The organism is Rhodospirillaceae bacterium, from assembly GCA_018660465.1.
In the GTDB taxonomy this organism is placed as follows: domain Bacteria; phylum Pseudomonadota; class Alphaproteobacteria; order Rhodospirillales; family JABJKH01; genus JABJKH01.
Window position 1 is genome coordinate 1 of the sequence record JABJKH010000024.1, and the last position, 24,166, is coordinate 24,166.

Below are 24,166 nucleotides of genomic sequence, written 5' to 3' on the forward strand. Positions count from 1 at the left end.
CAGCTAAGCCCTTGAAATTATTGGTGGAGCCGGACGGAATCGAACCGACGACCTCTACAATGCCATTGTAGCGCTCTCCCAACTGAGCTACGGCCCCACGTGTTGCGGCACCAAATTAAACAGGTGGCCGCGGGAAATATTTATCCGAAATATCAAATCCCGTTTCGGGGCGGGGTCGGACGGGAACCTACTTAGGAATACCGGGGATTGGCAAGCGAATTCCAAATAAACTTTAACTGACTGTATCGGCGGTCTGTTGGTTGTACGTTATAGAAGGTTCTTACGCCCTGTCGTCCTCAGGCTTCTCCACGTGTTCCATGACTTCTGACATGTCGTCGTCGTCCGCAGTTAAGTCCGACGTATCTTCCATGATCCCATTACCGTTTTCGCCCGTGTCGTCGCCATCGTCGAGATCGTCATCAGTTTCGTCATCTGCCAACAAAAGCGCCTCGTCACCAGTATCTTCAACCACTTCTTCCGAATCGGCTTCTAGTTTAGCTTTCTTTGGTTCAGGCGTTGGTTCGGGCTCGCGCGCCTTTTTAGGCTTGGATACCTTTACCGCCTTGTGGACAGTGCCACATGTCGGGCATTCGGGTTCATCACGTTTGAGATCGTAGAACCGCATACCGCAGTCTGAACACAAAACTTTAGCGCCCCATTCCGGTTTCGCCATCTATAAACCTCCGAACCAAATATACGTTTCAGGCGAGCCCAATTGCCATTTTCGCCGGGCCGTGTCAAAACCAAAAAACATTGTTTGCGAAAAAAAACTATTTTCAAGGACGCGTCAGGAAGATAAGTCCGGCAAATTCGCCTGATAACACAAGGGTTGGCGGGGTGTTTCACCGCAATACAGCCTGCAACACAGTAAGACAGATTCCAACGGTAATGACCATGTCGAAAGCGCAATCTAACAGATCAAGACCCTTAATGGGCTTCGCAAAAATTCCGGGCGATAAATCCATATCGCACCGGGCCGCCATCTTAGGCGCGCTTGCCGATGGCGAAACCCGAGTTTCGGGACTGTTGGAAGGCGAAGACGTGCTGTCAACATGCGCTGCGATGCGGGCCTTGGGGGCGACGGTAGAACAGGTCCCGGGGAATACTGGCGAATGGCGCATCCAGGGAGGAGGGGTTGAGGCATTGTCTGCACCCTCCGAAGATCTGGACATGGGAAATTCAGGGACGGCGGTACGGCTTTTGATGGGATTTGTCGCCGCCTTGCCGTTTTCATGCACATTTGTTGGAGATGCGTCGCTTTCGAAACGCCCCATGCAGCGGGTGATGACGCCGCTCGGGCAATGTGGTGCCGCCTTTAATGCGGCTGAGGGCGGGCGACTGCCGCTGACGGTGACAGGATTATCCCCCGCTAAGCCTATTGATTATGAACTGCCGGTTGCATCGGCGCAGGTGAAGTCGGCGATTTTATTGGCGGGCCTAAATGCAGAAGGTGAAACCCGTGTGATTGAGCCGCGGGCGACCCGGGATCATACAGAATTGATGCTGAAACATTTTGGCGTGAACGTTGTGGTCGAAGAATTATCGACGGGTGGGCGGTCTATTCGGTTGGTCGGGGGGCAAAGACTCACCGCCCGAAATGTTGTCGTGCCGGCAGATATCTCATCTGCGGCGTTTCCTCTTGTGGCCGCGTTGTTGGTGCCGGGGTCGGAAATCACCCTGCCTAACATTGGCGTCAATCCATTGCGAACCGGCCTGTTGGATGCCTTGGCATTGATGGGGGCGGATATCGAACGGGAAAACCAGCGAACCGAGGCCGGTGAACCGGTGTGTGATCTTCGCATAAAGGCGTCGGATTTGCGGGGGGCGGACATTCCCGCTTCCCTGGCCCCGGCAATGATTGACGAATACCCCATCCTGGCTGCTGCTGCTGCGTGTGCTAATGGCATAACGAAGATGTCGGGGTTAGCTGAATTGCGGGTGAAGGAAAGTGATCGTTTGGCGGCAGTTGCCCAAGGCTTGGAACGCTGTGGTGTGAAGGTTGATGAAGGCGAAGACAGCTTGACCGTATATGGGAATGGGAAGCCCCCCAAAGGAGGCGGCCTTATTAAAACCCACCTTGATCACCGAATTGCCATGGCGTTTCTAGTTTTGGGCACGGTTACGGATGAAGCTGTGCATATCGATAATGCAGCCCCCATTAACACCAGTTTTCCCGGTTTTGCGGATTTAATGAACGGGCTTGGCGCAGACATCGTTTAAGGAGAGCACGACATGATTATAGCTATCGATGGCCCCGCCGCGGCGGGAAAGGGTACTTTGGCGCGGCGGTTGGCGGTGCATTATTCTTTGGCTCTGTTGGATACGGGGCTGCTGTATCGCGCCGTCGGCTATAAAGTCCTCAGTGCAGGTCAGGACCCAGAAGATGCTGAGCGCGCCACCGAAGTCGCTGAAGCCTTGGTGCCAGGCGATTTGAAAGGCCCTAACCTTCGCAATGACGAGGTCGCTCAAGCGGCTTCTAAGGTCTCTGCTGTGCCGGGTGTGCGTGCCGCTCTTTTAGCCTTTCAACAGGACTTCGCACACACGCCGCCAGATGGCCCAGATGGCGCCATGAAGGGGGCCGTTTTGGACGGTCGTGACATCGGAACCGTGGTCTGTCCGGATGCCGACGCGAAGCTGTTTGTGACAGCCAGTGTAGAGGTCAGGGCGGAACGTCGTCTTAAAGAGTTGCTAGATCGGAACGTTGCCGCTATACATGCCCGCGTTCTGCAAGATATGAAGGAGCGAGACGCTCGTGATTCCGGTCGCGGTGTTGCTCCCCTGGTGCCGGCCCAAGACGCACTACAGATAGACACCAGTGATCTGGACGCCGATGCGGTATTCGCAGCGGCGGTAGAATTCATTGATCAGCAGAACGGTTCCTAATGACCGCGTTGCCTGTCTTATTGGGTTATTACGGCGGGACTGGGAAACAAATTTAAACTTGGTGAAAAAGACCGCTGGAGACAACCGGCTGGCCTGGACAAACAATTGAACTTAAGGACTACAACAACATGACTCCTGCAGAAACAGCCTCCGTGGTGGAGGATTCCCCCTTACAAACCGGCGAAGTTTTCGCTGATCTTTTAGAAGAATCAATGGGACCCGACGGCGGCTTTGAAGGCCACGTGGTTAAGGGTTCGGTAATTAGTGTCGACGGCGACACTGTTATCATTGACGTCGGATTGAAATCCGAAGGCCGCGTGCCGATCAAAGAATTCGCGGCTCCCGGTGAAAAAGCAACCATCAAAGAAGGCGACCAGATCGACATTTTTGTCGAGCGTTACGAAGATCGTGACGGCATGGTCCGGCTCAGCCGTGAGAAAGCCCGCCGTGAAGAAGCTTGGACCGAGCTGGAGAAATCGTTCAACGCAACCGAACGCGTGAACGGCGTTATCTTCGGTCGCGTCAAAGGTGGCTTTATCGTCGATCTCGACGGTGCCGTGGCCTTCTTGCCAGGCAGTCAGGTAGATATTCGCCCGGTGCGCGACATTGGGCCTCTGATGGGTTCCCCACAACCGTTCCAAATTTTGAAAATGGACCGCCAGCGGAACAACATTGTTGTTTCCCGCCGTGCCGTGCTCGAAGAAACCCGCGCTGAGGCTCGGTCTGAGTTGATTTCCAACTTGACCGAAGGCCAAGTGCTTGAAGGCGTCGTCAAGAACATCACCGATTACGGTGCATTTGTTGACTTGGGCGGCGTTGATGGATTGCTCCACGTAACCGATATTGCGTGGCGCCGGATCAATCATCCGTCTGAAGCACTTCAAATTGGTGAGACAGTGAACGTTCAGGTTATTCGCTTCAATGCAGAGACCCAGCGAATTTCATTGGGCATGAAGCAACTGGAATCCGATCCTTGGGAAGGTGTCGAAGGCAAGTTCCCGATGAACGCCAAATTTACAGGTCGGGTGACCAACATCACCGATTACGGCGCATTTGTGGAACTGGAACCAGGCGTCGAAGGCCTTGTTCACGTCTCCGAAATGAGCTGGACCAAGAAGAACGTTCATCCGGGCAAGATCGTTTCCACCAGCCAAGAAGTCGAAGTTATGGTGCTGGATGCTGACCCAGAGAAACGCCGGATCAGCCTGGGGCTTAAGCAATGTGTTTCCAATCCTTGGGAAGCCTTTGTCGATACCCACACGGTTGGTACGGAAGTTGAAGGCGAGATCAAGAACATCACCGAATTTGGTCTGTTCATCGGCTTGCAAGGCGATATCGACGGAATGGCTCACTTGTCAGACCTTTCCTGGGAAAAAACCGGCGAAGAAGCTTTGACGGACTTCGAAAAAGGCCAAATGGTCAAAGCCAAGGTCTTGGATGTGGATGTTGAGAAAGAACGCATCAGTCTAGGTCTCAAGCAACTGAGCGATGATCCGCTTGAATCCGGCATGGCCGGCATGAAGAAGGGTGCGGTTGTCACCTGTACGGTTACCGGTGTAACCGGAACCGGCATCGAAGTTGAAGTCGGCGAAGGAATTCCTGGCTTTATTCGTAAGGCGGAACTTAGCCGTGACCGAAGTGAGCAACGACCGGACCGGTTTGCCGCAGGTGAAAAGATCGATGCCAAAATCACGCAAGTGGATCGCGCATCCAGGAAGGTCAACCTGTCGATCAAAGCCCGTGAAGTTGAAGACGAGAAGAAGGCGATGTCGGATTATGGTTCTTCCAGTTCCGGCGCGAGCCTTGGTGATATCTTGGGTGCGGCCTTAGAAGAAAAGAAAGCTGCAGCCGAAAGTGCGGAAGCACCGGCCGAAGAAAAACCTGCGAAAAAACCGGCTAAGAAAAAAGCTAAAGCCAAGGCAGAGGATGAAGCATCTGAGGCTGAGGCTCCCGAAGCCGAAGCGGCCGAAGAAGCGGAAGCTGAAGAAAAGCCCAAGGCCAAAGCGAAAGCTAAACCTAAGGCCAAAGCTAAGCCGAAGCCAAAGGCTAAGGCAAAGGCCAAGAAAGACGCTGACGACTCCGACGACGAAGCTTAGTAGTCAGCTGGGAATACTGGTTACGCCCGTTGCCGACGTGATCCGGCAGCGGGCGACTGGTTTTAACGCCTATTAGTATGGTGAGTCGCCATGCCATTGAGTGCCGATGAAGTGATCGACAGACGTCGTTTGAAGCGGCGATTGACGTTTTGGCGGGTTATTGCCATTGCGGCGATTGTCGCCGTCGTCGCCGTCGGCGCGACTGGATTAGGCGGCCACATACAAGGAACTGGTCTAAACTCAGGCGATTACGTTGCTCGGGTCCAAATTAACGGGATCATTGTGACAGACCTTACCCGCAATGACGCGCTCCGGCGAATTTCCAAAGATAAAAACGCAAAGGCCCTGATCGTGCAGATTGATAGCCCGGGTGGCACTGTCGTCGGTGGTGAGGACTTGTTTCGACTGTTACGTCGCATCTCGGTCAAAAAGCCGGTGGTTGCAGTATTTGGAAATTTGGGCACTTCCGGTGCTTACATGACGGCCTTGGGCGCAGATAGAATTTTCGCCCGAGAAGGGTCAATAACAGGCTCCATTGGGGTGATCTTACAATCAGCAGATGTGACGGGTTTGCTCGAAAAGCTGGGTGTCAAATCTATATCGGTTAAAAGCAGTCCCTTGAAGGCACAGCCTAACCCTTTGGAATCATTCTCTAAAGATGCGCGAAAAGTGACAGAGGCTCTGATTCAAGATCTCTACAGCATGTTTGTGGATATCGTCGCGAAGCGGCGTGATATGGAGCCTGCCCGTGCGCGCGCACTTGCAGATGGTCGGGTGTTTACCGGCCGCCAGGGCGTAAAAGTTGGCCTAATTGATGCCATTGGTGGAGAAGAAGAGGCCCGGGTCTGGCTCTCTGATGTGCGTAAAATTGGTCTAACCGTACCGGTTCGGGACGTAAGAACCTCGAAAGAGAAAAAAATTTGGCGCTTTCTGTTAGAAGGTATTTTTGGAAAAACTCTGTTTTCTGAAAGACTTACACTTGACGGGCCGATCTCACTTTGGCACCCTGGACTCTAGAAAACGCGCGATAGCCGATTAGGCGCGCTGAATCACTGGGCTGTGAATTGCCGATAGGGGAAATAAATCCAGGCTGCCTTTAGTTTACAGAAGGCAAACCGGGAACATTTCACCGCAGGGGGATGGAAACATGACCAAGTCGGAGTTGATTGCACGTTTGGCGGAAGCCAACCCACATCTCTATCAACGCGACGTGGAGCGGATTGTCTCAACTATTTTCGATGAAATCACCATGGCTTTGTCGCGCGGGGATCGGGTTGAACTTCGTGGGTTTGGTGCATTTTCGGTGAAAGAACGTGGCTCGCGTACCGGTCGCAATCCACGCACCGGAGATTCAGTACAAGTTTCTTCCAAATTCATTCCCTATTTTAAGACGGGAAAACAGCTTCGCGAAAAAATCAACGGCAAGGAATAAAACGCCGAAGGTCAGCGACCTTTTATAATCAAGGTTCATACGCGTGAAGACATTCTTATTCTGGATTATTTTAGTGCCCCTGGCCTTGGTGGCGCTTGTTTTTTTGATTTCCAACCGCACCCTTATTCCTGTTGACCTATGGCCGCTGCCGGTTGTTTTCAGGCCGCCGTTGTCAGTCGTTATTCTGGCCAGTGTATTTGCTGGGTTTCTGCTGGGGGGCTTCATCACCTGGACATCGGCAAGTAAGGCAAGACGGCAAGCCAGGTTGGACGCAAGACGCGTTAGATCCCTGGAGCGGGAATTGGAAATTAGCCGCGTACAGGAAGAGATGATGAACACGTCTGCTGGGGGCGAAACTCTCCCGGCGTTGACGTCACCCTCTTCTCGAAATGCAGCATAGCTCTCTGGGCATTGTACCGGCGCGCGCGCCGGGGTAAAAATTCACCAACATACAGAACCCCAATAAAAGAGGTACATCGTGCTGGCCCGTGAACGCATCTTCGTTGCCCTTGATACCACGGACGTCGCAAAAGCTGCGGCGTTGGCTAAAGACCTCTCTGGCCTTGTTGGGGGCGTCAAACTGGGCAAAGAATTCTTTACCGCAACAGGTCCCCAAGGGGTCGCAGAAGTAGCGGCCGGGGGGCAGCCTATATTCCTCGACTTAAAATTTCACGATATTCCCAATACTGTTGCAGGCGCCATCCGCGCGGCCATGAAGCTCAGTCCCTTTATGGTCAACGTTCACGCCGGGGGCGGTGCGACGATGATGCGGGCCGCTGCTGATGCAGCGATTGAAGCGGCTGAGTCTGAAGGCTGCCAAAGGCCCCTGGTCTTAGGTGTGACGGTTTTGACGTCCTTGGGAGAGGATGACCTGCAGGGTGTGGGTGTGGCCGGGACGACGTTGGACCAAGTCACCCGCTTAGCAGCTTTGGCACAAGAAAGTGGGCTGGATGGTGTGGTCTGCTCAGCCCGGGAAGTCGAGGCCTTGCGCGGGGTCTGTGGTGCTGATTTTAAACTCGTGGTGCCGGGAATCCGTCCTGCCTGGGCCTCGACCGACGATCAAAAACGCATCATGACACCGGCAGATGCCGTGTCCGCTGGTGCCGACTATCTGGTGATCGGGCGACCGATTACCGGGGCAGATGACCCAGCCGACGCGGCCAAGAGAATTGTCGATGAAATTGAAGCGGACGAATGACCGTTGAAGCAAAAATTTGTGGCCTGAAGAGCAAGGACGCGGTGGCCGCTGCCGTGGAAGGTGGTGCGCGCTCGGTCGGCTTTGTCTTTTTCGAACGCTCTCCTAGAAATGTCACCTTGGCCGAGGTGCAGGACCTAACCACCGACGTCCCCAAAGGAATTATCAAAGTTGGGCTGGTCGTTGATGCCAGCGATGATTTCTTAGCAGAAATTTCCAGTGGTGGCTTTTTAGACATGATTCAATTGCATGGCCACGAAAGCCCGGACCGTGTGGCGGAAGTCAAAGAACGTTTTGGACTGCAGGTTATGAAGGTCATCGCCATTGAAGGGCTTGAAGACCTGAGCCATGCCAGGGACTACGAAGACGTCGCCGACCGTTTAATGTTCGATGCCAAGCCGCCCAAGGATGCAACTCGACCCGGCGGTAATGCTGTGGCATTTGATTGGCAGCTCTTGCAGGGCCTGACCTGGCAGAAACCGTGGGTTTTAGCGGGCGGACTGACGCCTAAAAACGTTGCCGAGGCGGTTCGGGTCAGCGGCGCTGGTGCGGTTGACGTTTCGTCTGGCGTGGAAGATGCGCCAGGGGTTAAAAGCATCGCTAAAATTAAAGAATTTCTGGACGTTGTTGGAAATCTTTAAGGCCTGTTTTACCCGAATTTCATTGTTTTTTCATGGCTTCGTGCTTTATTACCCCGGTTCGCGCCCTGGGGTCCCAAAAAATTTGGAAAGTACTAAATGACGACGCTTAATACCTATCACGATGGTCCCGACGAAGATGGTCGGTTTGGCATTTATGGTGGACGCTTTGTTGCTGAGACTCTGATGCCCCTGATTCTAGATGTGGAGCGGTCTTATAACGCCGCCAAAGAAGACCAATCCTTCGCCGACGAATTGGATGATCTTTTAAAGCATTATGCGGGCCGTCCGAGTCCCATGTTTCACGCGGCCCGCCTGACCGAGCACTTTGGCGGCGCAAAAATTTATTTCAAGCGCGACGAGTTGAACCACACCGGCGCGCACAAAATAAACAATTGCCTCGGCCAAATTCTACTCGCCCGTCGCATGGGCAAAGAACGCATCATCGCCGAAACCGGTGCCGGCCAACACGGCGTGGCGACAGCGACCGTATGCGCATTGTTTGGGCTCAAGTGCGTGGTCTACATGGGTGAGACGGATGTTGAGCGCCAAGCGCCCAACGTTTTTCGGATGAAGCTTCTAGGGGCAGAAGTTCGTCCCGTGACGGCAGGCTCCGGCACTCTCAAAGACGCCATGAACGAAGCACTCCGCGATTGGGTTACCAACGTGGATGACACCTATTATTTAATTGGCACGGTTGCGGGGCCGCATCCCTATCCTGAAATGGTGCGGGATTTCCAGCGCATCATCGGCGATGAAACCCGGGGTCAAATAGAGGAGGCTGAAGGCCGCCTGCCAGATACCCTCATTGCCGCCATCGGTGGTGGTTCCAATGCCATGGGGCTCTTCTATCCATTCTTAGATGATCCAAGCGTTTCCATGATTGGCGTCGAAGCCGGCGGGCACGGCCTGGATACACCTGAACACGCGGCGTCGCTGACCGGCGGCAAGCCAGGGGTGTTGCACGGCAACCGAACCTACTTGCTGCAAGACGAAGATGGTCAAATAAACGAAGGCCATTCGATCTCTGCGGGTCTTGATTATCCTGGCGTGGGGCCGGAGCATTCGTGGCTGCGGGATTCTGGCCGAGTCGATTACGTCTCTATTACCGATAAAGAAGCGCTAGAGGCCTTTCAGTTGTGCACCCGCGCCGAAGGCATTATCCCAGCGCTGGAACCGTCTCATGCCTTGGCGCATGTGGCTAAGATTGCGCCGGACCTGCCGTCCGATCATTTGATCGTCATGAACATGTGTGGGCGCGGTGACAAAGACATCTTTGCCGTCGCCCAGCACCTTGGCCTTGATCTGGCGGGGGGCTGAGCCGATGACTGTTGAAACCCGCATTGATCGCCGATTTGCTGATTTGGCAAAGGAAGGCCGAGGAGGCTTGGTGACCTTTGTCACGGCAGGGGACCCAGACCCTGAAGTCTCTCGCGAAATTCTGATGGGCTTGACGGTCGCTGGCGCTGACCTAATTGAACTCGGTATGCCGTTCAGCGATCCCATGGCCGATGGCCCAGCGATTCAGGCCAGTTCCCAACGGGCATTAAAGTCAGGCGCTTCAATGCAACAGACTCTCGACTTGGTTCGCGAATTTCGCGGCGTCGATGATGCCACCCCGATCATCCTGATGGGCTATTTCAATCCGATTTACATCTACGGCGTGGATAAATTTTTAGATGATGCCAAAGACGCCGGTGTGGATGGCTTAATTATCGTCGATTTGCCGCCGGAAGAAAAATCTGAACTCTGTCTGCCGGCTCAAGCTAAAGGCGTGAACTTTATTTTCCTGACCGCACCAACGACCGATGACAAACGCCTGCCGACAGTTTTGGAACACGCGAGCGGATTTGTGTATTATGTCTCGATCACCGGGATCACCGGGACCCAGTCAGCATCGGATGAACACATCCGTGAAGCGGTGGCACGATTGAAAGGCCACACGAACCTGCCGGTTGCCGTTGGGTTCGGGATCACGACTGCGGCTCAAGCGGCAAAGGTTGCGGCCGTCGCTGATGCTGCTGTTGTTGGTTCTGCCTTGGTCAATCAGGTTGCAAACAACATTGATGAAAACGGTAAGGCCAAACCTGGAACAGCTAATGCAGTGCTGGGTCTGGTCCGTGAACTCGCTGAAGGAGTGCGCGGCGCGCGTACTTAAGGGGAGGGGAACAAATGAACTGGCTAAAAGATATCATCCCGCCCAAGCTTCGGGAATTGGTCGGCGTTCAAAAGGAAATTCCGGATAACCTGTGGCACAAGTGCCCGGCCTGCAATGAAATGATTTTCCATCGGGATTTGGAAAAAGAAATGCGGGTCTGTCGCCATTGCGGCCATCACCTGCGGCTGAATGCCAAACAGCGCTTGGATATGATGTTTGATGAGGGCGAATATCAGACCATCGAACTCAAAAACGGTGCTGCAGATCCGTTAAAATTTCGCGACCGGCGCAAATATACCGATCGCCTTAAAGAAGCCCAAAATGCGACCGGCGAAAAAGACGCGCTCATGGTCGCCCATGGCAAGATGGGCGGGATGAGCGTGGTGGTTGCTGCGTTTAATTTTCAGTTCATGGGCGGTTCCATGGGCATTTCGGTGGGCGATGGATTGCTGGCGGCATCGCGGTTGGCCGTGGTGCAGGATGCACCCTTGATCGTCGTACCATCGTCCGGCGGTGCGCGTATGCAGGAAGGTATCTTGTCGTTGATGCAAATGCCCCGATCTACCATCGCTGTGGACGAACTTCGCGAGGCAGGCCTGCCGTATATCGTTGTCCTGGCCGATCCGACAACTGGCGGTGTGACGGCTTCATTCGCCATGTTGGGCGACGTTGCCATCGCGGAAAAAGGCGCTGTCATTGGCTTCGCTGGTGCGCGGGTGATTGAGCAGACCATTCGTGAAAAACTGCCGGATGATTTTCAGCGTGCTGAGTATCTGCTCGATCACGGTATGGTTGATATGGTGGTGACCCGTCCCGAACTGCGCGGCACCTTGATCCGCGTGTTGGGACTGTTGCGCAATCAAGGCCCTGCGGCTGACGTTCTGGCCATTCCGTCGCCGGATGACCCAGGTGTTGCAGAAGAGGCGCTGGAAGAGGCTCCGGAAGAGGCCCGGGAAGAGACTAAAATCGAGCCTAAGGAAAATCCCCCTGAGCAAACCCCCGCATCATAAACCGTCCGACATCATTTTGGAGCGGCTGACAAAGCTTCACCCGAAGCTGATTGATTTGTCACTGGGGCGGGTGGAACGACTGCTAGATCGGCTCGGCAATCCCCATCAAAAACTCCCCCCCGTCATTCACGTTGCAGGCACCAATGGAAAAGGGTCCGTGCTTGCTTTCTTACGGGCGTTTCTAGAGGCTGCCAACTACCGCGTGCATGTACATACATCGCCGCATCTGGTGCGGTTTAACGAACGCATTCGGCTGGCAGGAAGCCTGATAGATGAAGAAGCACTGGGCGCGCTTCTGGCAGAATGCGAAGCCGCAAACGACGGCAAACCCATCACCTATTTTGAAATCACTACGGTCGCGGCCTTGCTCGCGTTTGCAAGAACCCCCGCGGATATTGTGCTGTTGGAAACCGGGCTCGGTGGGCGCTTGGATGCGACCAACGTGGTCGATGATCCAGTGCTTACCGCAATTACCCCCATCTCTCTCGATCATCAGCATTTCTTGGGCGACACTTTGGCTGAGATAGCGGGAGAAAAAGCCGGTATTCTTAAACCCAATGTCCCAGTTATCTGTGCTGATCAGGAAGACGAAGCGCGGGATGTCATCGCCGCAAAGGCTGAAAGCTTGGATGCAAATTTAATTTCCGAGGGCCAAGATTGGCACATACAAGCTGAACCGGATGAATTCATTTTTGAAACCAAGGACGGCAATCAGAAGTTTCCCAGGCCCGCTCTTGCGGGCGACCACCAACTTAATAACGCAGCCCAGGCGATCGCCTGCGCGCGGCATTTAGAAGATTTTACCGTGCCAGATAATGCAATCCGCACCGGGCTTCGAAATGTTGAATGGCCCGCGCGGTTGCAGAGGCTACGCACGGGACCGTTGGTGGAGATGCTGCCGGGGAACTGGGAACTTTGGCTCGATGGCGGCCACAACAAAGCGGCGGCGGAAGCGATTGTTGCAGAGGCGAAGGCGTCATGGGCGGATGCGCCGCTTTATCTCGTATTCGGAATGCTGAACAGTAAGCAGCCCGGCGAATTTCTCTCGGTGCTGGCGCCTTCAGTTTCTGAAATTCGAACCGTCGCCATTCCTGGCGAAGCCGCGACGTTGAGCGCCGTTGAAGCAACGGGAGCAGCGAAAACCGTTGGCATCGAATCATCTCCTACAAATAACGTTGAGGAAGCTGTGCAAGCGCTTGTGGAATTAAGCCCGGGTTCTGCGCGAATTCTAATTTGCGGATCATTGTATCTGGCGGGGACTGTGCTGGCAGATCATGCTTAATCGACAAAACCCCGCCAGATGGCGAGGTTTTGCAAAGATAACTGAGATCAAAATTTAGATTTCGGACTCAATCCATTCTACCAGTTTGCTCTTCGGTAGAGCCCCGGTTTTGGTGGCTGCGATTTGGCCATCCTTGAACATAATCAATGTCGGAATGCCGCGCACCGCATAGGTTGCGGGCGAGGAGGGGTTCTCATCAATGTTGATCTTGGTAATGGTGACCTTGTCAGCCATTTCAGAATCAATTTCTTCTAGCGCGGGCGCGATCTGCTTGCAGGGGCCGCACCATTCTGCCCAAAAATCGACAACCACAGGCTTCGACTTGGAAGCTTCAATTACATCGGCTTCAAAGGAGCCATCGGAAATCTGTTTAGGCATGTATTTAATCCCCTAATTCGGATGAAAAGACTGTACGGGCTACCCCCGTGAACTTCATTCGAATTTAGGCGCGAGGCTGCATGGCGTCAAGGGGGGCACCCAAACCAAGTTCATCAAATTTTCGTTAAAAGGGTGTCAGGCAGTTCCATCAGGTCCGGACCGTCGCTCCACAGCAACAGGCACCGGATGGGGCGTTCGGGATAGATACGTTGCAAGGCCTGTTGGTAGGCCGCCATTTGTTTGAGATAAACTTCCGAAATATCTTCCGGCTTTTTTGGGGGCGGGCGGTTGGTCTTATAATCAATGACGTATACCGCCTCATCGGTTACCAGCAGGCGATCCAATTGGGCTGACATAACCTGCCCCTCAAATTCACCAACCATGGGAACTTCGGCCTGGCTGCCGGGGCCGAACAGGAAGGCGTAATCAGCATGGTTCAAGATTGCCAAGGTTTCAGATTTAATTTCATTCTGTTGTTCAGGGCTAAGATCATGCACATCCTGCGCTAAAAACGATTGAGCGGCACCTTCGCGCGCATCTGGCGTGACGTCAGGTAAAGTCTGCAGAAAGCGGTGAATGATCCGCCCGCGCTTGAAGCGGTGGCCATCGTCCTCCCCAAAGGGGGATTGTACGGGCGGCGCTTCCCCGTCGGGTCGAGACGGCATGAGCGGTTTTGGCGGCGTTGCCTCAGCTGGCGGCGGCGATGTCATCCAACCGCCATCTGTGTCCGAAAAATCGGGCTCAGCCACAGGAGCTTCAGACTTTTTCACGTCCCCAGTTTGCGGGCAGACCATGCTTAAAATATCAGTCTCAGGTTTTGATCTATGAACGGCGTAGTCGGCGCTGGGTGTTTCCGCCATATCCCTCAGACCGCGCTCAATCAAATTATACCAACAATCCTCACTTGGTTTTCGTGTGCCGTGCCATCCGCAAACATATAAACGATCTTCCGCCCGGGTCATGGCGACGTAGAGCAAGCGCCGGTATTCTTGATCTTGTCTGCGTTTTAATTCCTCTAACTCAGCTTCCGCGATCTCCTCGTACCATTCCCGTTTTGGCGGCCATAGCATCAAAGTCTCGCCTTTTGCCTCCGGCCATAAGAGGGAGTCGATTTGCGTTGGTGCCTGCATGGTGTCCGGCAAAAACACAATGGGTGCTTGCAGGCCCTTTGCCCCATGCACAGTCATCACCCGAACAGCATCCTGGCCGCTTTGTTCAAGGTCACGTTTCACTTCAACTCCACCTGCTTCCAGCCAATGAAGGAATCCTTGCAGCGATGCGACGTGGGTTTTTTCGAAGGCTAAGGCTTGGTCGAGGAATTCATTGATTGGATCATCGGCGTCCTGACCCAAGCGCTCCAGTAATTTGACCCTGCCAGACAAGGGACCAAGGACATGACTGAAAAGTTCAAACGGGGCTTCGAAGTCCGTTCGCGATAGAAGGCCCCTTAGAAAATTATAGGCGTCAGTAAATGTGGGGTCTTCACGATGCCGCTTGAACAGCTCCCGCCACAGTGTGTTCTCACGGTCATACGCCAAGCTAAAAAGCTGATCTTCGGTTAACCCGATCAAGGGGCTTTTGAGAACCGTCGCAAGGGTCAGGTCATCATCTGGCAACAATAAAAATCGACCCAGTGCGACAAGATCCATGACTGCCAATTGTTCGGTCAGCACCATCCGGTCGACACCGGCGACAGCAACGTTGCGGCGTTTGAGTTCTCGCACCAGCGCATCGACAAACCCTCGGCGGCGGCGCACCAAAACCATGATATCGCCGGGTCTGACGGGCTGACCTCTGGATTCCAAAACATCGCTCGTATTTGTCATCGACTGAATTTTTTCTGCGATCAGGGCTGCCAGCCGAGCTTCTGGTGAATCTCCCTGGACCCGTTCGACTGGCGGTTTCCAGGGCGCGGGCGCGTCGCTTTCCAACGGCTCCACCGGCGGCCAAAGCTCAATCCTTCCCCCGTCTGCCTTTCGCCATGCATCGTGTTGAATTTCAAGACCGTCGAGGGAGACGCCGTCTGAAACGCCGGGCTGTCCAAATACAAAATCGACCGCTTTTAAGACGGCGTTCGTGGAGCGAAAGGAAATGTTTAAATCTTCCTGACGCCATGTTCCTTCGGCGGCACTTACCTTGCTTGCAAAATAATCCCGCGTCGTGCCGAACGCTTCCGGGTCAGCGCCTTGAAAGCTGTAGATCGATTGCTTGGTATCACCAACCGCGAAAACTGTCCTTGCCCTTTCTTGCGCACCTTCACCGGAAAAAAATTCTTCGGCCAAGGATTTTACCACTTCCCATTGTTCAGGATTGGTGTCTTGGGCTTCATCAACCAGAATATGCTCAAGCCCGCCATCAAGCTTAAACAACACCCAAGGGGCGATGCCATCTTTCTGCAAGAGATCACGCGCGCCAAAAATTAAATCATCATAATCCAATAGGGCATGAGCATTTTTATGCCGCGCATAAGAGTCTAATAAAGTGTCCCCTAAATATAGAAGAGCGGATGTTGCTTCTGCCGTAACAGCAGCCGAGCGCCGACGCAATACAGCCAACAGGCGTTCAGCCTCATTGGCTAAAACTTCGTCTACTCCGGGGGATATTTTTAAAGCTCCTTGGGTAATCAGTGTAGAACGAGCTGTATTTTTTTGCGTCAGGTATTGGCTTGAATACTCACTGAATGAGTTCTGCCTTTCCTCCTGACTAGCGATCAGCCAGGCGGCGATAATGGCGCCGCGCGCTTGGTCGGTTTTGGACCCATCTGCAAGCGCTTCAGCCGCAAGGCGCAATCCAATCTGATCGAAACTGTCGTCTTCAGAAGCCTCCGCATTGATGCGTTCTGGGGTCTCACCGATTTCCAATCCCAATGATTTCCAAGTGTGCCCGACCGCATCCTCTACGCTTCCGAACCGGTCAATCAAGCGCCGTACACGTCCCCGCGACCGGGACAACATTTTCATAAGTTCAACGAAACGATCTTCACGGACATGTCGGGTGATAACCGACAAGGCATTTGTAATTTGTTTATCGTGATGGCGTCCTGCATTGGCCAAAAGTTCTTCCATGGCGGCGTCCAACATCTCTTCGGCGTCCCGCTCATCCATAACTGAAAAGTGTGGCGCTATCCCGGCTTCCAAGGGGAACCGACCTAGCAAGGACTGGCAGAACGCGTGGATGGTTTGGATGTTCATGCCGCCCGGTGTATCCAATACTTGGGCGAACAATCGTCGCGCTCGGACCGACGTTGCCGCATCAGGATTGTTGCCAAACAATTCAGTAAGGCTTTGGGACAAGGTCTCATCATCCATCCGTGCCCAGGCCCCAAGCTGTTGGGCGATGCGGGTCGACATTTCGGCTGCTGCAGCTTTAGTGAACGTCAGGCACAAGATGCGCTGTGGCAAAGTCCCCGCCAGCATCAGGCTCAGTACTCGATCGGTCAGGACCTTTGTCTTGCCGGTGCCTGCAGACGCCCCCACCCAGACACTGGCACCCGGATCAGCGGCGCGGCGTTGGGCGTCAACCGGGTTGGCGGCGATGGTGTTCATTCGTCCCCTCCGGTAATCGCCGACCATTCTTTCACCCGCGCCAGATGTTCGTAGTCGCTATAACGTGGCGCGTGTTGTGGATGGGGGCGGGCTTCGTAGGGAGTATCTTCAAAATCAAATCGGTGAATTAAATTCTGCAGACCGTCCCGTGTTGCCTGTACGAGGCTCTCAATTTCCTTCCCGGCTGATTTGCGTTCGCCCGCTGGATCGCCTCCCGTCAGACGCCAATAATCCAACGCTGATACCCGCGCTTTATGAAGACCTTCGAAATCACCTGCTTCGGCGATCACGGCTTCCAGGGGCAGTTGCGGCGCAAACCCTGCGGCGACTTCTTTGGCTGATGGTGGCGCACCGGTTTTGTAATCGATAATGGCAAGGGTGCCATCGGTAAGGGTGTCAACACGGTCGGCTTTGGCGATAAGTCTGAAGGGACCGGCGGGAGCATCGATCACATGGTCGCCCAGAACTTCACTGGCGATGGATTTTATGTCTCTGCGACGGGCGCGCTCTGTCTCAACAAACCACGCCGCAATGCGCTCAAACCGCGGCCACCAGAACGCCCGGACTCCGGGTCGGTTAAGATATTCAGCAGCGGCATCTTGTCCGATTTTCAGAAGCTGCTCATAAGCATCCTCTGGAACCGCCCGTCCAAATTTTTGCAGGAATGCGTCCAACGCGTCATGAATGAAGGTCCCATAATCAGCCGCTCCTGGGTTGGCGTCGAGATCATCCAACGCCCTGAGCTTCAAGATATGGCGCGCATAAACCCCGTAAGGATCACGCATCCATGTTTCGACTTGGGTGACGGATAGCTTTCGCGGTCGAGCGCTGACCGGTGGGCATGGTGCAGGGGGCTCGATATCAAATTTATCATTCGCGGCATCCAACAATGTTTGCCAATAAGCCCACTTTGCGCCGTTGTCATGCAGAGTCTGGGCTTTTGCCTTGCCTAATAAATTCTCAAGTCGCAACAACCACCGGGATGGCACGGTGGGTGTCCCTTCAACACGAACGGACCGTGTGAGAACCACTTCCGAGGCAGCAAAGGTTTGAGTGAAATCATGCGCTGTCAGGCCGATGCGTCGTTCCGGTTGCGGCAGGCCGAAGGTGGCCAGCATCGGCCGACTCATCCACGGATTGGCGGGTGCTTCCGGCGGCCAAGTGCCTTCGTTGAGGCCGCCCAAGATAACCACATCGGCATGTTGCAAGCGGGCTTCCATAAGCCCCCAAATATGCAAACGAGGATGTTGACCATAACGCGGACGCACGGCCCGACCCGACATCAAGGTATCTAACAGCGCTGGATACGTGTGACCTGGAACAGGGTCAAGGTCAGGCGCCGCGTCCGCCAATTCAGCGACAAACCCAGCGGCATTTTCGCCAGCCTCTCCGGCCCATAGTTTTGTCGGCCCCGTATCTTCGTCAGTGGCCGCAAGTTGTTCAGCCATTGCCACGTGGGCCTTCAATAAATCCCGGAGAGGGTGGGTTCCCTCAAGAAGTTCCACAAACGGGCGTGCGGCCTTTTCCAGCAGCGTGAGGACATCTTCGAATTTGTCCGCATCTTTGCTCAGTGCTTCCTCAAGACCCTCCAATCCTGCCGCAGGTCGAGGTCCTCTCAGGACCGCCAATTCAAGATCCCGCACCCGCGAACGGTAGGCCACGGTTTGCGTCCCCCCAGATGCCAGCGGGTGTTTTAGGGCCGCCAGAAGGGGAACGGGTGCAAGGCCTTCTGACGCCATCCGCGCCGTGAGCCTCAGGAAAGCTCCTGGCGGTGTTTGGGCCAGGGGCACGCCAGCGGAATCATCGACCTCTATCCCCCAGCGTGAAAGCTCCGCCGCGACCCGCCGGGCCAATCCACGGTCTGGTGTGACTAGGGCTGCGGTTTCGCCTTCGTCTTCCAGACGCCGCCGCATGATCAAGGCAATGACACCAGCTTCTTCCTGGGGACCAGGGCAGTCGATAACGGAAATTCCCTTAAGTGCTACATCATCTGGAACACTTTGATCCTTCCATTGATCGGTCGCTTCTGCCGGTAACAAGGCGCGGTTAATTAGGTCAGTGCGGGCTGGGTTCGTTCCAGTAATACCGGGTGCATTCCAATCCGTAACGTCACCACGTCCGATGTCTAAAAATTCCAAAAGCCTAGCCATGCCGAATTGTGGGTGCGACGGCTCTAGTGCTTTCCAAGTGACGTCATCTGCATCCCGGTCCAGACCGGGCAACACAACCACGCCTTGGGGAAGGTGTGAGACCACCTTCAACAGATCCGCCGTCGCCGGGATGCTGCCTGTGGAACCCGCAGCAATAATCGGATTTTCGGGTGGCTGAGACCGCCAAAGCTCGGCCTGCGCTTCCAGTAGAATATTACGTCGCAAGGCCTGATCCACACAGCCTTGTTCCGCCAGCGCGTCGGGCCAAAGGTCGGTTAGAATTTTGAGAAATGACAGGGTGATCTGCCAATGTTTGGACAGGTTTTGTTCTTCGGGCACCAAGTTGTTTAAAGCCTCGAGAGACAGACGCTCGGTCTGGACTTGATCCAAAAGCGCCCCCAATTCACTGGCCAATCGCGCGGCCTGATCGACGGTCGTTTGGCCCTTCTCAAACGCCATAACCAGCCGGGTTAGGAGCAACTGCCGCTTTAGGGCAGAGACAGCGGTGGGGGCTTCGAAGGGATTGCTTGTGCCAACTTCCTCCCATCCAGATAAAGATAACTCATCTTCGTCAACATCCCCCAGGGGTGTCATCTGAGGCAAAAGAAGGGGGCTCCCACCGCTCAATCTTAGAAATGCTTCCCGCAAGGACCGACACGCCCGCCGGGTCGGCAGAAGGACCATTACTTTGGCCAATTGATCCGGGGTCGCGCCGTAGCGGTCCATGAGACCAGCAGCCAAGGCATCAACGAAAGGGCTTCCTGGCGGGATGCTCTGAACCGCAGGGGTGTCGGCCGTCATCGGTGGCGAATGCCCGGATACCTGGTTTGCACATAGGTTTCGGCTTCGGCCAATCCATCCGGCGTGCCGATATGAAACCATTCACCATCATGGACGATACCGAACAGGCGTTTTTCCTCGATTGCCTTGTCGTACAGAACGTTAAGCGAGAACGCGCCCTTCGGTGCGCCCTTGAACAATCGTGGGTGAAGGATTTGCGTGCCAGTAAACAGATAGGGCGAGACTTCACGTTCGGGGCGACGTGTAATGAGTCCGCTAGGATCAACCCAAAAATCGCCCTGACCCCGGTAGCCGTAAGCTTCGACCGTGGATTGCAACAGCAGCAAGCCGTCCATTGCGTCCTCATCCCAAGCCGCCTTCATGCGGTCCAACGCGATCTCGGAACCGTTCAACAACATGGCGTCAGCATTAATAACAAAGAACGGGGCTTTGCCTAACTGAGGCAACGCCTTCACGACTCCGCCGCCGGTTTCCAATAGTTCATCTTCATGGGAAAAGATTATATCGGGTGTTTCTCGGCTGCCGAGGTGGCGTTCGATCTGCTCACCCAGGTGGTGCAGATTAACCACGACTTTTTTGACATGGGAGTCCTCAAGCCGATCAAGGGACCGATCCAAGAGCGTGCGACCGCCGACTTGAATCATTGGCTTTGGTGTTGAGTCCGTAATCGGGCGCATGCGCAGACCTTTGCCTGCAGACAGTACGATTGCATGATCCGGCGTACATCCGGAGGGCTTGTTGAGGAATTTTAAGTCGTCGGCGGGCATGAAGGAATTCCTCTGAGGTTCTTTGGTATATAATGATCCACCCATTGGCCCAGGCTGTCCAGTCCGCCGGTATGAATGGCGCGTTCTAAAAGTTTCCAAACTCGAGGGATATGGTGGAGATACTGGGGCTTTCCATCGCGGACGCTCAGGCGGGTAAATATGCCGATAACCTTGGCATGGCGACCCGCACCCAAGATGGTATAGGCTTTCATAAAAGCCTCGCGGTCCAAATCGTCGAACGCAGATAGATAACGTTCCAACATTTCGTTGATCAAATCATCGGCGATATCGCGGCGTGCATCTTCCAAAAGCGACATCAGATCATAGGCTGGGTGCCCGGCGAGGGCGTCCTGAAAATCCAAAAGGCCGCAGCCTTTTGTTGCCGGTCGCTCTGGTAACCAGATTAGGTTATCAACATGAAAATCCCTGAGCACCAATGTCTTGGGCCCATTCTGAATTGACTCAAACAAGGGCCGCCAAATCTCTCCGTAGGTATCGCGTGTTTCTTGAGCCGTTGGCTCCCCCGTTATCGCTGGCATATACCAGTCAGTCAGGAGATATGCCTCGTTTAGCAATGTCGGAACGTCATACGTCGGCACCAAACTTGGCGGCAGCGTTTCGTCCCCGGGGCGGCGATGCAAATCGATCAAGACATCAACCGCCAGAGTATACAGGGCGCGCTCATCGCCCTTATCAGCCAACATGCGGGTATAAGTGTCATCGCCCAGATCTTCCAATAACAACAGCCCATTGGGTGCGTCCTCGGCGAAAATTTCCGGCGCACTATAGCCCAATGATCTTAAATGACGGGCGAGGCGGGCGAAGGGTCGAACATCTTCTTCCGGCGGCGGTGCATCCATTAGAACTGCCCGACGAGACCCATCTATAAGCCGATCATATCGGCGGAACGATGCGTCATCTGCAAGCGGGCCGCGATCGCCATCTCCCCAGCCGTGGGCGTGCAAAAAAGTCTCTATTATTTCAGATCGTTCAGCCAAGTTCTGCCGTCTCCCAGCGTTGCTTCCACGCCTGTCCACCTAGAATATCGGCTGTGCGTTGGTCTTGTTTGGTGCCATAGGCCAGTCGAATGATCATATGATTCGACGGCAGAAGCCCGCTCGCGCGGTCCGGCCATTCAATAAGTGTTATGCCGCTGGCGAAGGCATCTTCCAGCCCCAGTTCCAAAGCTTCTTCTGGTGCGTTTAAACGATATAGATCGAAGTGATGGATTGTTCCTGATGCCAACTCATACGGTTGCACAAGCGTAAACGTCGGGCTTGGGACCTCAAGCGGCGATCCATTGCGGGCGGTTATGAAGGCGCGGGCGAATACAGATTTTCCTGTCCCCAATTCCCCGGTTAAGGCGAAGACATCCCCCTCAATGGCAATCGCAGCAAGGCTTTCGGCTAAGGCCATTGTCTGAGTTTCATTGGCCAAGTTTAATTGCGCGAGGGGCTCCATGGCTCAGTCCCCAGCGACACTGGAAATGGGAAGTTGGCAGACAATGGCTGCGCCTTCATTTTCCGCGGGTTCGACTTTTATATGACCGCCGTGCAAGTCGATGAAACGCGCGACCAGGGAAAGCCCGTGCCCTGACTCGCCAATGGGGTCATCAGATTGATATCCCAATTGAAGCGATTTCAGCACTTCGTCCTGCTCCTGGTTCGGGGCTCCGGTACCCGTGTGCGAAACAGCGATGTCTAAATCAATCGTACCGCGGCTGCAGGACAGTCGGACTGTTCCCGCTTCAGGCGTGAAGCGAACCGCATTGCTAAGCAACGTAAAAATAGCCTGCTTAAGGCGCGTTTCGTCGGCAACGATCCAACCAATATCGCTTTTGCAATCGAATTCGAGGCTTACCGACTTTTCGCGTGCCCGTTCACGGACGAGATTCAGTACCGATTCCAGCATGGGGACAAGATCGACCGTATCCAGCTTCAGTTTCATCATGCCAGTCTCAATGCCAGCCAGGTCAAGAATATCATTCACAATTATGCGCAGGCTTTCCCCCGCCGATAGAATATCTTGGCAGTATTCCAGCTGGCGACCGGTCAGCTTGTCGTAGTATTCACCACATAAAATATCCGCAAACCCGATGATGGAATTCAGTGGTGTGCGGATCTCATAGGAAATATTAGAGATGAATTCCGATTTCAATCTGTTGGCTTCCTGCAGGCTTTCAGCTCGCTGGCGCAGGGTTTCTTCGACACTGGCGGCGTCTGTTACGTCCATGTAACTCAAAAGAACAGCGCCATCAGGCAGCGGCACGTTGGTGTAGTTCAGGATCGTGCCGTCGCCGCTAATGAGGCGTCCAGAGGCCGGTTCCCGGCTCAAGATTTTGGCCACCACATTTTCTTTGTGGGCGGTCCATTGCTCATCCGTCCAAGGAATGTTGCCGAGGCTAATCGGTCGGATGGTGGCGACGAAATCTGTGACGTGAAGATTGTCGACAAGATCACCGTCGCCCAGGTCCCACATTTGCGCGAACATCGGGTTGCTGAGTTTTAATCGCCCATCGCTGCCAAAAACGCAAATGGCCTCGTGAAGATTTTCCAGGGTCGCGCTTTGAACAGCGGTTACGGTGTTGAAAGAACGTTCCAGCGCCAGTCTGTCGGTGACGTTCTCGTAGGCAAATACCAAGCCACCAAGGCTATCTCGACTGACAACCGAACGAAGGGTAGTTCCATCCGGCAAGTGTAGAAGCGTTTCGACCGGTTCCGACAAAGTCTCAAACTGGCCAATTTGTTCATCTCGGAAGGCGGCAAAGTCCGCGGTCTCCGGCAATCGTCGGTCTTCGCGAAGCCGCTCCAGAATTTCGCCCAATCCTGGTTCCGTGCCGAGCCAGGATTCTTCTAGCTGCCATAATGCTGAATAAGCCGTATTAAAAAATACCAGCTTAGCGTCGGTATCAAAGATAGCGATGGCGGTGGAGAGATTTTCTAGAACCTGATCTCGTTCTGCCGCTTGTCGGCTCAGTTCGACTTCTTTGGCTTCGCGGGCCGAATGATCAACGGCAAAGCCGACGGTCCCCGGCCAGCCTTCCAACGGGGACTCGGTGATCTCAAGAAGTTGCGGAGATTCATTTAGAATAAGAAAATGGCGTTCCGTCAGGGCTTGTTTTTGGGCATGAGCTCGGGCCGCCAGTTCTCGTGCTGGTTCGCCCACGGTTTGATCAATGCCGGATTGATTGGCGAAGACGACATCCTGGTCCGCATCGCGTAGCCATACCGGCATGGGAAGATGTTCAAGCAAGCGATAGAGATGGTCGTGGGTCTGGACGGTCGTTCTCGCTAAGCCAGGGACGGGAGGTTGCGCGACCCCGGTGCCAACTTCTGGGCGCATCCACAATAAGTCTGCGAGGGGTAGGCCCTCTGCGTCGCCCGCACGGGTGCCGACGGCGTTGATCATTTGCCGACTGCCACTTGTGGGCAGAATAAGATCAAAGGGCGTGCCGTCGGCTCGAAGTTGTTCCACGGCTTTGCTTAGAACGCCGGCGGCTTCACCTTCAAAACGCGCTGCGACATCGGCGAATTTAGAGTCTGTCCCGGGGGCAAGATCTAGTAAAACTGCCAATCGGCGCGAACAAAGGGCAGCACCGCTGGCCCGTACCCAGACGAACAACCCATCAGGCGATGTTGCCAAAGTTTCCAGCCACAATCGAGCATCGGCGGCGGCTTCCCTATGGGCCGCTATGATCTTGTTGGACCGGTTGCGTTGCCACAAAAATACTGGCGTAACGACAGCCGCCAGTGACAACGCACCCAGCGCGAAGGCAAGTAGGGTATCCATGGGCGGAATGTTAATCGCCAGGACCTGTATGGACAAGCTTAG

General features: G+C 54.4%; 20 protein-coding genes and 1 tRNA gene. 12 read left to right on the forward strand and 9 right to left on the reverse strand.

Annotation, left to right across the window (positions count from 1 at the left end; translation table 11 throughout):
• Positions 1–21: 21 nt before the first annotated feature.
• Positions 22–97: transfer RNA gene (locus tag HOM51_04575), tRNA-Ala, on the reverse strand.
• A gap of 183 nt (positions 98–280) precedes the next feature.
• The gene (locus tag HOM51_04580; protein MBT5033774.1) at positions 281–673 is read right to left on the reverse strand and encodes a TIGR02300 family protein; all 393 of its coding nucleotides are present in this window, start codon (positions 671–673) and stop codon (positions 281–283) included.
• A gap of 215 nt (positions 674–888) precedes the next feature.
• Here HOM51_04580 and aroA point away from each other — a divergent pair, with 215 nt between their 5' ends.
• From aroA to HOM51_04640, 12 genes are all read left to right on the forward strand, one after another.
• The gene (gene aroA, locus HOM51_04585; GenBank protein MBT5033775.1) at positions 889–2,220 is read left to right on the forward strand and encodes a 3-phosphoshikimate 1-carboxyvinyltransferase; all 1,332 of its coding nucleotides are present in this window, start codon (positions 889–891) and stop codon (positions 2,218–2,220) included.
• 12 nt (positions 2,221–2,232) lie between these two features.
• Positions 2,233–2,883, forward strand: coding sequence for a (d)CMP kinase (locus HOM51_04590; GenBank protein ID MBT5033776.1), 651 nt, complete (start codon positions 2,233–2,235; stop codon positions 2,881–2,883).
• 128 nt (positions 2,884–3,011) lie between these two features.
• A complete protein-coding gene (gene rpsA, locus HOM51_04595) occupies positions 3,012–4,979 on the forward strand; it encodes a 30S ribosomal protein S1 (GenBank protein MBT5033777.1) in 1,968 nt (655 codons plus the stop codon).
• Between the two features lie 90 nt (positions 4,980–5,069).
• Entirely contained in the window at positions 5,070–5,996 is a 927-nt protein-coding gene (gene sppA, locus HOM51_04600; protein ID MBT5033778.1) for a signal peptide peptidase SppA, read from the forward strand.
• A gap of 130 nt (positions 5,997–6,126) precedes the next feature.
• Positions 6,127–6,411, forward strand: coding sequence for an integration host factor subunit beta (gene ihfB, locus HOM51_04605; GenBank protein ID MBT5033779.1), 285 nt, complete (start codon positions 6,127–6,129; stop codon positions 6,409–6,411).
• Positions 6,412–6,454: 43 nt separating this feature from the next.
• Positions 6,455–6,811 (forward strand): LapA family protein, encoded by a 357-nt coding sequence (locus HOM51_04610; GenBank protein ID MBT5033780.1) that lies wholly within the window; start codon positions 6,455–6,457, stop codon positions 6,809–6,811.
• 78 nt (positions 6,812–6,889) lie between these two features.
• Positions 6,890–7,609: an orotidine-5'-phosphate decarboxylase gene (gene pyrF, locus HOM51_04615; protein ID MBT5033781.1), complete on the forward strand. Its 720-nt coding sequence runs from the start codon at positions 6,890–6,892 to the stop codon at positions 7,607–7,609.
• A complete protein-coding gene (locus HOM51_04620) occupies positions 7,606–8,247 on the forward strand; it encodes a phosphoribosylanthranilate isomerase (protein MBT5033782.1) in 642 nt (213 codons plus the stop codon). The genes pyrF and HOM51_04620 overlap by 4 nt, the downstream gene beginning before the upstream one ends.
• A gap of 96 nt (positions 8,248–8,343) precedes the next feature.
• Positions 8,344–9,564 carry a tryptophan synthase subunit beta gene (trpB, locus tag HOM51_04625; protein ID MBT5033783.1) on the forward strand — a complete coding sequence of 407 codons (1,221 nt, stop codon included), beginning with the start codon at positions 8,344–8,346 and terminating at the stop codon, positions 9,562–9,564.
• Positions 9,565–9,568: 4 nt separating this feature from the next.
• Entirely contained in the window at positions 9,569–10,402 is an 834-nt protein-coding gene (locus HOM51_04630; GenBank protein MBT5033784.1) for a tryptophan synthase subunit alpha, read from the forward strand.
• A gap of 14 nt (positions 10,403–10,416) precedes the next feature.
• On the forward strand, positions 10,417–11,412 hold the full coding sequence (locus HOM51_04635; protein ID MBT5033785.1) for an acetyl-CoA carboxylase carboxyltransferase subunit beta: 996 nt from the start codon (positions 10,417–10,419) through the stop codon (positions 11,410–11,412).
• Positions 11,303–12,694 (forward strand): bifunctional folylpolyglutamate synthase/dihydrofolate synthase, encoded by a 1,392-nt coding sequence (locus HOM51_04640; protein ID MBT5033786.1) that lies wholly within the window; start codon positions 11,303–11,305, stop codon positions 12,692–12,694. The genes HOM51_04635 and HOM51_04640 overlap by 110 nt, the downstream gene beginning before the upstream one ends.
• Before the next feature lie 54 nt (positions 12,695–12,748).
• Here HOM51_04640 and trxA read toward each other — a convergent pair whose 3' ends face one another.
• The 7 genes from trxA to HOM51_04675 form a co-directional block, all read right to left on the reverse strand.
• Positions 12,749–13,072 (reverse strand): thioredoxin, encoded by a 324-nt coding sequence (trxA, locus tag HOM51_04645; GenBank protein MBT5033787.1) that lies wholly within the window; start codon positions 13,070–13,072, stop codon positions 12,749–12,751.
• A gap of 113 nt (positions 13,073–13,185) precedes the next feature.
• Positions 13,186–16,617 (reverse strand): double-strand break repair helicase AddA, encoded by a 3,432-nt coding sequence (addA, locus tag HOM51_04650; protein ID MBT5033788.1) that lies wholly within the window; start codon positions 16,615–16,617, stop codon positions 13,186–13,188.
• Positions 16,614–19,568 (reverse strand): double-strand break repair protein AddB, encoded by a 2,955-nt coding sequence (addB, locus tag HOM51_04655; GenBank protein MBT5033789.1) that lies wholly within the window; start codon positions 19,566–19,568, stop codon positions 16,614–16,616. Before addB ends, addA begins: the two co-directional genes overlap by 4 nt.
• Positions 19,565–20,335, reverse strand: coding sequence for a nucleotidyltransferase family protein (locus HOM51_04660; GenBank protein MBT5033790.1), 771 nt, complete (start codon positions 20,333–20,335; stop codon positions 19,565–19,567). The genes addB and HOM51_04660 overlap by 4 nt, the downstream gene beginning before the upstream one ends.
• The gene (locus HOM51_04665; GenBank protein ID MBT5033791.1) at positions 20,317–21,333 is read right to left on the reverse strand and encodes a phosphotransferase; all 1,017 of its coding nucleotides are present in this window, start codon (positions 21,331–21,333) and stop codon (positions 20,317–20,319) included. Before HOM51_04665 ends, HOM51_04660 begins: the two co-directional genes overlap by 19 nt.
• On the reverse strand, positions 21,326–21,796 hold the full coding sequence (gene tsaE / locus HOM51_04670) for a tRNA (adenosine(37)-N6)-threonylcarbamoyltransferase complex ATPase subunit type 1 TsaE (GenBank protein ID MBT5033792.1): 471 nt from the start codon (positions 21,794–21,796) through the stop codon (positions 21,326–21,328). The genes HOM51_04665 and tsaE overlap by 8 nt, the downstream gene beginning before the upstream one ends.
• A 3-nt stretch (positions 21,797–21,799) precedes the next feature.
• On the reverse strand, positions 21,800–24,124 hold the full coding sequence (locus HOM51_04675; protein MBT5033793.1) for a PAS domain-containing protein: 2,325 nt from the start codon (positions 24,122–24,124) through the stop codon (positions 21,800–21,802).
• Positions 24,125–24,166: the final 42 nt, after the last annotated feature.

Excerpts from the sequence above, each read along its gene's own strand:
- HOM51_04580 (MBT5033774.1), bottom strand. The coding sequence starts at position 673 with ATGGCGAAACCGGAATGGGGCGCTAAAGTTTTGTGTTCAGACTGCGGT.
- aroA (MBT5033775.1), top strand. The coding sequence starts at position 889 with ATGACCATGTCGAAAGCGCAATCTAACAGATCAAGACCCTTAATGGGC.
- HOM51_04590 (MBT5033776.1), top strand. The coding sequence starts at position 2,233 with ATGATTATAGCTATCGATGGCCCCGCCGCGGCGGGAAAGGGTACTTTG.
- rpsA (MBT5033777.1), top strand. The coding sequence starts at position 3,012 with ATGACTCCTGCAGAAACAGCCTCCGTGGTGGAGGATTCCCCCTTACAA.
- sppA (MBT5033778.1), top strand. The coding sequence starts at position 5,070 with ATGCCATTGAGTGCCGATGAAGTGATCGACAGACGTCGTTTGAAGCGG.
- ihfB (MBT5033779.1), top strand. The coding sequence starts at position 6,127 with ATGACCAAGTCGGAGTTGATTGCACGTTTGGCGGAAGCCAACCCACAT.
- HOM51_04620 (MBT5033782.1), top strand. The coding sequence starts at position 7,606 with ATGACCGTTGAAGCAAAAATTTGTGGCCTGAAGAGCAAGGACGCGGTG.
- trpB (MBT5033783.1), top strand. The coding sequence starts at position 8,344 with ATGACGACGCTTAATACCTATCACGATGGTCCCGACGAAGATGGTCGG.
- HOM51_04630 (MBT5033784.1), top strand. The coding sequence starts at position 9,569 with ATGACTGTTGAAACCCGCATTGATCGCCGATTTGCTGATTTGGCAAAG.
- HOM51_04635 (MBT5033785.1), top strand. The coding sequence starts at position 10,417 with ATGAACTGGCTAAAAGATATCATCCCGCCCAAGCTTCGGGAATTGGTC.
- HOM51_04640 (MBT5033786.1), top strand. The coding sequence starts at position 11,303 with ATGACCCAGGTGTTGCAGAAGAGGCGCTGGAAGAGGCTCCGGAAGAGG.
- trxA (MBT5033787.1), bottom strand. The coding sequence starts at position 13,072 with ATGCCTAAACAGATTTCCGATGGCTCCTTTGAAGCCGATGTAATTGAA.
- addA (MBT5033788.1), bottom strand. The coding sequence starts at position 16,617 with ATGAACACCATCGCCGCCAACCCGGTTGACGCCCAACGCCGCGCCGCT.
- addB (MBT5033789.1), bottom strand. The coding sequence starts at position 19,568 with ATGACGGCCGACACCCCTGCGGTTCAGAGCATCCCGCCAGGAAGCCCT.
- HOM51_04660 (MBT5033790.1), bottom strand. The coding sequence starts at position 20,335 with ATGCCCGCCGACGACTTAAAATTCCTCAACAAGCCCTCCGGATGTACG.
- tsaE (MBT5033792.1), bottom strand. The coding sequence starts at position 21,796 with ATGGAGCCCCTCGCGCAATTAAACTTGGCCAATGAAACTCAGACAATG.
- HOM51_04675 (MBT5033793.1), bottom strand. The coding sequence starts at position 24,124 with ATGGATACCCTACTTGCCTTCGCGCTGGGTGCGTTGTCACTGGCGGCT.